Annotated in this window: 1 pseudogene; it reads left to right on the forward strand. The window is 39.3% G+C overall.

Features of this window, described 5'->3' with window-relative positions:
* Positions 1-247: pseudogene (locus tag ACFINC_RS10970) on the forward strand (N-acetylmuramoyl-L-alanine amidase); the annotation flags it as partial.

Below are 247 nucleotides of genomic sequence, written 5' to 3' on the forward strand. Positions count from 1 at the left end.
AAACCAGTGTTCAAGCAGCTGATCCTTTGAGGCTTATTAATTTTCGAACCATTGGTGATAGTGCTCACACGCGTATAATTGCGGTTTTCAATTCAAAACCCAGTGTTCATTTGCAGATTTTAGATAGGCCAGCGCGTCTGGTTATCAATTTACCTACAATTGACTTTTCAATGCAAGATACGCCGTTAAAGAAACAGAATGCATTGTCGGTTATGCTCTTAAATGTGCGTTATGCTTTCTCTGACAT

The organism is Bartonella sp. AP58NXGY (genome assembly GCF_042195785.1).
Classification (GTDB): domain Bacteria; phylum Pseudomonadota; class Alphaproteobacteria; order Rhizobiales; family Rhizobiaceae; genus Bartonella.